General features: G+C 36.1%; 8 protein-coding genes. 4 read left to right on the top strand and 4 right to left on the bottom strand.

Going from position 1 to position 9,125, the window contains the following annotated elements; translation table 11 throughout:
• The 4 genes from HNS40_RS21000 to HNS40_RS20985 all read left to right on the top strand — a co-directional run.
• Positions 1-4,369, top strand: a 4,369-nt coding sequence (locus tag HNS40_RS21000; RefSeq protein WP_172284651.1) for a T9SS type A sorting domain-containing protein, incomplete at its 5' end; no start/stop codon positions are given.
• 246 nt (positions 4,370-4,615) lie between these two features.
• Positions 4,616-4,858 (top strand): hypothetical protein, encoded by a 243-nt coding sequence (locus HNS40_RS20995; RefSeq protein WP_172284648.1) that lies wholly within the window; start codon positions 4,616-4,618, stop codon positions 4,856-4,858.
• Between the two features lie 33 nt (positions 4,859-4,891).
• Positions 4,892-5,371, top strand: coding sequence for a tRNA (N6-threonylcarbamoyladenosine(37)-N6)-methyltransferase TrmO (tsaA, locus tag HNS40_RS20990; RefSeq protein ID WP_172284646.1), 480 nt, complete (start codon positions 4,892-4,894; stop codon positions 5,369-5,371).
• 54 nt (positions 5,372-5,425) lie between these two features.
• On the top strand, positions 5,426-5,839 hold the full coding sequence (locus HNS40_RS20985; protein ID WP_172284644.1) for a VOC family protein: 414 nt from the start codon (positions 5,426-5,428) through the stop codon (positions 5,837-5,839).
• 265 nt (positions 5,840-6,104) lie between these two features.
• On the opposite strand, the gene HNS40_RS20980 is transcribed toward HNS40_RS20985, so the two are convergent.
• Genes HNS40_RS20980 through HNS40_RS20965 form a run of 4 tightly spaced genes read right to left on the bottom strand, consistent with a single transcriptional unit; the run spans position 6,105 to position 9,001 of the window.
• A complete protein-coding gene (locus HNS40_RS20980; RefSeq protein ID WP_172284642.1) occupies positions 6,105-6,803 on the bottom strand; it encodes a LytTR family DNA-binding domain-containing protein in 699 nt (232 codons plus the stop codon).
• Positions 6,800-7,888, bottom strand: coding sequence for a sensor histidine kinase (locus HNS40_RS20975; RefSeq protein ID WP_172284640.1), 1,089 nt, complete (start codon positions 7,886-7,888; stop codon positions 6,800-6,802). Before HNS40_RS20975 ends, HNS40_RS20980 begins: the two co-directional genes overlap by 4 nt.
• A 1-nt stretch (position 7,889) precedes the next feature.
• Positions 7,890-8,690 (bottom strand): DUF4249 family protein, encoded by an 801-nt coding sequence (locus HNS40_RS20970; RefSeq protein WP_172284638.1) that lies wholly within the window; start codon positions 8,688-8,690, stop codon positions 7,890-7,892.
• Positions 8,690-9,001, bottom strand: a complete 312-nt coding sequence (locus HNS40_RS20965) for a TonB-dependent receptor (protein ID WP_172284636.1) — start codon at positions 8,999-9,001, stop codon at positions 8,690-8,692. The genes HNS40_RS20970 and HNS40_RS20965 overlap by 1 nt, the downstream gene beginning before the upstream one ends.
• Positions 9,002-9,125: the final 124 nt, after the last annotated feature.

The following is a 9,125-nucleotide window of genomic DNA, read 5'->3' as shown; positions in this document are numbered from 1 at the left end:
AGTAGATGAGCAAGTAGGAGGAAATAATACTTTGGTTTATTCTAATTTCAACTATCAAGGAACCAATTTAGGAAGTGCCGATGGAAGTCCTCAAGACTTTACAGCGCATGATTATTTCCATTTGGATATTTGGACTGCAGATGCAACGGCGATCAATTTCTTCTTAATTAGTCAGACTACAGGTGAAGTTTCTTATCCGCTAACAGTAACACAAGAAGAATGGGTGAGTGTTGATATTCCATTGAGTCATTTTACGGATGCAGGTCTGAGCTTATCAGATATCTACCAGTTTAAATTTGATGGAGGAACAGGCTCTACTATTTATCTAGACAATTGGTATTTCTGGGAAGTATCTGCAAATACAGATGCCAGCTTAAGTGACTTACAAGTGGATGGAATTACAATAGAAGGATTTGCTTCAGATGTATTCAGTTACAATGTTGAATTAGCCGATGGAACAACTGTCGTACCAACAGTAACAGCTACAACGACCAATGAAAATGCTAGTGAAGTGATCAATGCTGCTACAGCATTACCAGGAACAACAGAAGTGGTAGTAACAGCAGAAGATGGCATTACAAGTTTAAGCTACTCTGTTAATTTTGATTTCCCTACCCAAACATCACCAACAGTAGCTGCAGAGCTACCAACAGAAGAGGACGTAGATGTAATTTCCATTTATAGTGATTCCTATACCGACTTAGCCGGAACTGATTTTAATCCAGGTTGGGGACAATCTACTGTTGTAAGTACAGAAGATATTGGAGGCAATGAGATGATGAAATATGCCACCTTCAATTATCAAGGCACACAATTGGCCGGTAATCAGGATATGTCTATCATGGAGTTTTTACATGTTGATATTTGGACAGCAGATGCCACAGTGGTGAAGTTAACACCTATTAGTGCCAGTACAGGAGAATTTCTTTATGAATTGACTCCTCTTACTCAAGGAACATGGAACAGCTATGATATTCCTGTAGGCGATTTCACAGGTGTATCTATGGCTGATATTCATCAATTGAAATTTGATGGACAAGCAGGAGTATCACCATCCACCATTTATTTGGATAATATTTATTTCTGGAAAACACCAACAGCAGCAGGTTCTGATGCTACTTTAAGTGATTTACAAGTGGATGGAACTACTGTTACAGGTTTCTCAGCAAATATGATGAGCTACAATATGGAACTTCCTTATGGAACGACTATCATTCCAACAGTAACTGCTACCACAACAGATCCTAATGCAGAATTTGTTATAAATGCTGCAGGTGCTCTTCCGGGAATTACAGAAGTTGTAGTTACAGCAGATGATGATATAACAAGTTTGACTTATAATGTCAACTTTACATTGGTTAATGCAGTTCCAACAGTAGGAGCACCCATACCAACTCATGATGAAACTGATGATAATGTATTCTCTATTTATAGTGATAGTTATACCAACTTAGCCGCCACTAATTTCAACCCTTCATGGGGTCAGTCCACACAAGTAGTGGTCGATGAACAAGTAGGAGGAAATAATACTTTGGTATATTCTAATTTCAACTATCAAGGAACTAATTTGGGAAGCGCCGATGGAAGTCCTCAAGACTTTACAGCGCATGATTATTTCCATTTGGATTTTTGGACTGCAGATGCAACGGCGATCAATTTCTTCCTAATTAGTCAGACTACAGGTGAAGTTTCTTATCCGCTAACAGTAACACAAGAAGAATGGGTGAGTGTTAATATTCCATTATCACATTTTACATCAGCTGGATTAAGTTTAGAAGATGTTTACCAGTTTAAATTAGATGGCGGCACAGGTTCTACTATTTATTTAGATAATTGGTATTTCTGGGAAGTTTCTGCAAATACAGATGCTACCTTAAGTGACTTACAAGTGGATGGAACTACAATAGAAGGATTTGCTTCAGATGTATTCAGTTACAATGTTGAATTAGCCGATGGAACAACTGTCGTACCAACAGTAACAGCTACAACCACCAATGAAAATGCTAGTGAAGTGATCAATGCAGCTACAGCATTACCAGGAACAACAGAAGTTGTAGTAACAGCAGAAGATGGTATTACAAGCTTAAGCTATTCTGTTAATTTTGTTTTCCCTACCCAAACATCACCGACAGTAGCAGCAGAGCTGCCAACAGAGGAAGCCGTAGATGTAATTTCCATTTATAGTGATTCTTATACCGACTTAGCCGGAACAGATTTTAATCCTGGCTGGGGACAATCTACTGTTGTAAGTACTGAAGATATTGAAGGCAATGAGATGATGAAATATGCCACCTTCAATTATCAAGGTACACAATTGGCCGGTAATCAGGATATGTCTATCATGGAGTTTTTACATGTTGATATTTGGACAGCAGATGCCACAGTGGTGAAGTTAACACCTATTAGTGCCAGTACAGGAGAATTTCTTTATGAATTGACTCCTCTTACTCAAGGAACATGGAACAGCTATGATATTCCTGTAGGCGATTTCACTGGTGTATCTATGGCAGATATTCACCAATTGAAGTTTGATGGACAAGCAGGAGTATCCCCATCTACTATTTATTTAGATAATATTTATTTCTGGAAAACACCAACTGCATCGGGTTCTGATGCTACTTTAAGTGATTTACAAGTGGATGGAACTACCGTAACTGGTTTCTCAGCAAATATGATGAGCTACGATATGGAACTTCCTTATGGAACTACTATCATACCAACAGTAACTGCAACCACAACTGATCCTAATGCAGGATTTGTTATAAATGCTGCAAGTGTTCTTCCAGGAGTAACGGATATCGTAGTTACAGCAGATGACGATGTAACAAGCTTGACTTATAGTGTCAACTTTACTTTGGCTAATGCAGTTCCAACAATAGGTGCTCCGGTACCAACTCATGATGAAACTGATGATAATGTATTCTCTATCTATAGTGATAGCTATACTAATTTAGAAGCCACTAATTTTAATCCAGCATGGGGTCAGTCTACACAAGTGGTAGTAGATGAGCAAGTAGGAGGAAATAATACTTTGGTTTATTCTAATTTCAACTATCAAGGAACCAATTTAGGAAGTGCCGATGGAAGTCCTCAAGACTTTACAGCGCATGATTATTTCCATTTGGATTTTTGGACTGCAGATGCAACGGCGATCAATTTCTTCCTAATAAGTCAGACTACAGGTGAAGTTTCTTATCCGCTAACAGTAACACAAGAAGAATGGGTGAGTGTTGACATTCCATTATCACATTTTACGTCAGCAGGATTAAGCTTGACAGATATCTATCAGTTTAAATTTGATGGCGGCACAGGTTCTACTATTTATTTCGACAACTGGTATTTCTGGGAAGTTTCAGAAAACACAGATGCTACCTTAAGTGACTTACAAGTGGATGGAACAACTGTAGAAGGATTCGCTTCGGATGTGTTGAGTTATGAGATTGTTTTACCAAATGGGACTACAATTATACCAACAGTAACAGCTATAACTACCAATACAAATGCTACTTATATTGTTAACGATGCAAGTGGAATACCAGGTGTGACAGATGTAGTGGTAACAGCTGAAGATGCAACAACAAGTCTTACTTATTATGTGAATTTTGTTTTTGCTGAAGCTCAACCAACAGTTGCAGCACCAGACCCAACAGCAAATTCAGAAGATGTGATATCTATGTTTAGCGATGTTTATACTGATGTGATTGTGGATACATGGTTAACAGATTGGTCATCAGCTTCTCTAGAAGAAGTATTGATTGAATCTAACCCTACAAAGAAGTATTCTGATTTAGACTTTGCGGGTATAGAAACGGTCAGTTCTCCTATTGATCTAACAGCTGCTGAAATGGAATATCTTCATTTGGATGTTTGGACTTCAAATAGCACATTATTCAGCATCAAATTAGTAGATTTCGGTGGAGATGGTTTTGGTGGTGGAAATGATACAGAATTTGAATTGGATTTTGAACTAGAATTAAATGAATGGGTGAGTCTTGATATTCCTTTAATGGACTTTGAAGGGATGAATCAAACAGATCTAAATCAGTATATTATTTCTAGTGAACCAAGTGGCTCAAGTACTATATTTATTGATAATGTATACTTCTTTAAACTTCCAACTTCGGTAGTCGATATTGAAACAAATCAGCTTTCAGTATTCCCAAATCCAACAAGAGATTTATGGAATATTAATAGCGATGAGAATATTGAAAGTATTTCAGTATATACGCTTGCTGGAAAACAAGTATTATCAATGAGACCTAATATGACAAGTGTTCAAATGGATGCTTCTCTTCTTCCTAAAGGTGTTTATGTATCTAAAATTGTTACTTCAACAGGGATACAAAGCCTAAAACTAATTAAAAAGTAATAATACGATTGATTAATGATTGAGTTTTTTGTTTTATAAATTGCGTCAAGCTTCTACTTCAAAGGTGGGAGCTTGACTTTTTTGGTTTTTATCGTATAGTTGATTGTAATTGCAAATGGTTCTCAATTTCCGAAAAGGCCATATATATTAATGGAAAAATGATGTGTTTTTAAATGGTGAATGATTTTCTCTCTTTTGCATATCAATTAATTCTACTTTTACCAACTAAATACAAAAGCAAAACAAATGAATCATATAGATTGGATAGGTTTTATCGGAGTTTTTCAAATACTCTTAGCCTATATTCTCAACGTCATGGGAAAGTTGAAGAAAGAAAACATAGCTTTTATCTTACTCAATTTGGTGGGTGCCGCCATGGCATGTCTGGCTTCTGTTTTGATGGATTATTGGCCTTTTATTATTTTAGAAGGTGTATGGGCCTTGGTCTCTCTTTTTTCTCTTTTTAACTATCGGAAAGTTTATGAATAGCAAGCATAAAAATCATTAGCAAGAAATTGTCCAATGGAAATAAACTATAAAAGCATAGGGGTCATCAATACCCCTCATCAAACTAAAGAGGGAATGCCTATTCAAGCGAGTGCGGCTCAAGGTATCAAAGGAATGATAACTGTAGACAAAGAGTTTATGAAAGGTCTTCAAGATTTAGATGGGTTTTCACATATATATCTAATTTACGATTTCCATAAATCCAAGGATTATTCCTTATTAACCAAGCCATTTCTGGATGACAAGGAGCATGGCATTTTTTCTACTCGAGCGCCTAAAAGGCCCAACTCTATTGGCTTATCTGTGGTTAAGCTCTTAAGTGTGAAGGGGAATATATTAGAAATTGAAAATATTGATGTTTTAGATGGGACTCCTCTTCTTGATATTAAACCCTATATTCATGATTTTGATCTACATGAGGTGGATAAAGTAGGTTGGTATCAAGGTAAAACTAGAAATATTGCCAGCGAAAAATCTGACGACAGATTTAGTTAAGTTTATTGGATTCAAAATAATTTATTATCATTACCAAAACAAAAACATCATCATATGAAACGAGTAACAGGAATAGGCGGGATTTTCTTTAAATGTCAAAGCCCTGATAAAATGAAGAATTGGTATCAAAAGCATTTGGGTTTAGAAACTGATGCTTATGGAACTAGCTTTGAATGGCGTCATGCGGAGGATGCCAATAAGAAAGGCTATACTGCTTGGAGTCCCTTTAAAAAAGACAGTGATTATTTTGGGAAAGCCGATCAGGATTATATGATCAATTATAGAGTTGAAAATTTAGAAGCTTTAGTTGACGAGCTGCGGAAAGAAGGGGTAGAGATAGTAGACAAGATAGATTCTTTCGAGTACGGAAAGTTTGTTCATATTGTAGATCTAGAAGGCAATAGAATAGAACTATGGGAACCTGTTGATGAAGAGTATGATAAGATTTTGGAAGTGAGGACGAAGTGATATTTTGACTTCAAACTTCGTCTTTCATACTCCAATTTCGAAATTCCACGCAAAGAAAATGCAAAGGAGAATCGCAAAGAACGCAAAAGAAATTGCAGTGAAAAGATTATTCGATAGCCAACGTTGAACTTTATATTCAGAACTTGAAACCCAGCTTGCCCCAACCCTAGAGGGAGGCTGGATTTTAAGTATTCTCCTTTTAAACATTGAACCTTAAACAACTGAACTTTGAACAAATAGCCGAAGGACTTTTTTCTTCTTCTAACTACAGCTTATACTGGTCAATCATATCAAAAAAGGCCATCCGATAGCTGTTTCCGATAGGAAGCTTTGCTCTGCCATATACGATGTGATTATGCTCTATCTTTTCAATATTTAACAAGTTGACAATATAGGATTTATGAATTCTGATAAAATACTCATGAGGTAATTTCTTATCAATATTTTTCATGGTGGTTTTGGTGAGAATCATTTGGTCTTTAATGAATATTTTCACATAATCCTTTAATCCTTCCACATAGAGGATGTCTTTAAATCGGATTTTAATGGTCGCACAATCCGCTTTTACCATCATAAATTCGGGAATGCTAGCATTCTGATTTGTATGCTGTAGTTTATATAGAGATTTTGCTTTATTCACAGCTTTTAAGAAACGATCGAAAGGAATAGGTTTCACCAAATAATCTATCGCATTTAGTTCATAAGCCTCTAAAGCATGTTCCGAAAAAGCCGTTGTGAAAATAATCATGGGAGGATTGCTCATGGTTTTGGCAAACTCTAAACCACTGATATTGGGCATTTGTATGTCTAAGAATATCAAATCGATATCGTGATTTTCTAAAACCTTAAGTGCTTCAATGGCATTGGTGCAGGTATCCACTAAGTTTAGAAATTCTAATTTGGAACAAAAGTCTTTGATCACGTTCAATGCTAATGGCTCGTCGTCGATGGCTAAGCAGTTCATAGGGTTTTAAGTTTGATTTGCATATTCACACTGAATACTTCATTATTCTCGTCCGAGGAAAATTGGTGGTGCTTTGGATATAGAATTTCTAAGCGCCTCTTGATATTATTTAAGCCTATACCCGATTCCTTGCGCAGCATAGCTGGTCTTTGAACCACTTTATTCACCACTTTTAAATCGAGTTGTTGATTTTCCACTAAAATATCAATACTAATAAATGAGTTGTTCAGATTATCCACACCATATTTAAAGGCATTTTCAATGATGGGCAAAATGATGAAGGGCTCAAACTTATAATCGTCAAACTCCCCAACTACATTTACTAAAACCTCAACCTTATCTGTGAGTCTTAATCTTTGCAATTCAATATAATCCTGAACTACAGCAAGCTCATTCTGTAAACTAGAGCGGGAGGGTTCCGTTTCGTAAAGCATATATCGTAAGATAGAAGAAAGCTTTAGTATAGAAGGAGTAGTTTTTTCTGATTTACTAATGGATAAGGAGTAGATAGAGTTGAGGGAATTGAATAGAAAATGCGGATTAATCTGCTGTTTTAAAAAGGCCAATTCTGTTTTTACTTTATCCTGTTCTAGTTGTGATTTTTGCTTTTCATCTTCCAACCATTTTTCTACAAATCGGACAGAAATACTAAAGAAGTAAAAGAATAGTAAACCCATACCTGCAAATCCCAATTGTCTCCATAATCCAAAGGGAGGTCGCTTCTGCTTCTCATTGAGAAAAGCATCGGACTTTTTATTCGGATGGTCTCTACCTTCCATAATAATTTCTCGCTTCGGTCTTTCAAAGACCTCTCTCAAAAAACAACCTTTTACAAGGATGGATCCACCTAATAATAAAAACGTTAAAGCTAAAAATAGCCAAATTTTCTTTTTCAATAAAAATGGCATTAACACAAAATAGGTCCCATAGAACAGCAATAAACTAAAGAAAAGATTGAATATCATCCTTCCATAATCTATGGGGATATCGGAGCTTTTAAATATTCCCCAGTTGAAAAGAAATACCAGTACCCAAAATACAATATGTCCTAGAGTGATATAATATTTACCTTTGTTTTTTACCATATTATTTTGATGCTGCTATCACATTCACATAAAGAGTATCGGCATTAATTCCTGTAAAAATTCCAAGTCCATTTTCAATATTACTGGGAGGAGCCACCAAATCCAAAGAACTACTACCTAAATCTTCATATAGTGCTGCATATTCAGGATTTAAGCGATAAAGAATGACTCTATGTCTGCCATAATAGGTAAAACTTCTTGGGCTCAATTCCTGCTCGTCGCCTTGTACTGGCGCATTTCTAAAAGACCTTGGAGGATGATCGTCATCAGAATCGAAGATGAGTTCAGCATCTTCATCTATGGATTCCACTACCACCATATGATAGTCCAAATCTGGATTTGTCCAAGTGAGCTCCTCTGGTTCACTAGGCTCAGAACCGGGGCCCATTTGTGTGATATATATAGTGCTGGATGAAGTTTGAAAATTCTCTGGGCGATTGGGGATAATGGTTTCTGAGGTGATGACCTTCTCGTTATACTCAAATTCGATCTCGTAAACATTGCCAGCTCCAACCACAATGCTTTCTAATACGTATATACTATCGTACTTGTAAACCAAATTTTCCCAGGAACCTTCATGTTGAATTTTGACCTCTAAATTTTCTATAAAACCTCCTCCAGCATCGTCTCCATCAAACACAATTTGCTTTTTGATTTTTACCTGTATTTCATTTCCAGGGTTGATATAAGATTCTACCACAGCCACATTTGGGTCTGCGGTTTGTAAGTTGACCTTCTCACAGGAATAGAGAAAAATGAGGAGGCTAAAAAGCGCGATATATCTAAAATTTACAGATTTCATTATTTCAATTTAAAGGTTAGATTAATATTAGGCGTAAAGTTTAAATAGTAAACCGGAGTTTCTATCACTTCGTTTTCGATAATTTCATATTCATTATACCAAACATTGGATCGGTTATAGGCGTTAAATATAGAGAAACCAATACTTGCGGGAGAGTTTTTGCCAAAAGTAAAATTGTAATTTGCCGACAAATCTAATCGGTGATAAGCAGGCAATCTATTTCCATTTTTAACAGAAACATTGATAAAATCTGCTGAAGTGCCATCTAGTAATGATAATTCATAGCCGCCTTCGGGTGCGGTATAGGGCATTAGCGTTAACTTAAGCTGTCTATTTTTTTAAGTTACAGATATACATATGATTACAAGACTATTTCTTTCTGACTTCTTTGTTTTTTACTCTTTTTAATACAAAGGTGTTTTTATCTTCAAGCAC

The sequence above is a fragment of the Lentimicrobium sp. S6 genome (genome assembly GCF_013166635.1).
In the GTDB taxonomy this organism is placed as follows: domain Bacteria; phylum Bacteroidota; class Bacteroidia; order Bacteroidales; family UBA12170; genus UBA12170.
Note: the sequence above shows the minus strand (reverse complement) of the source record. Positions and strands in the feature narration are given on the sequence as shown.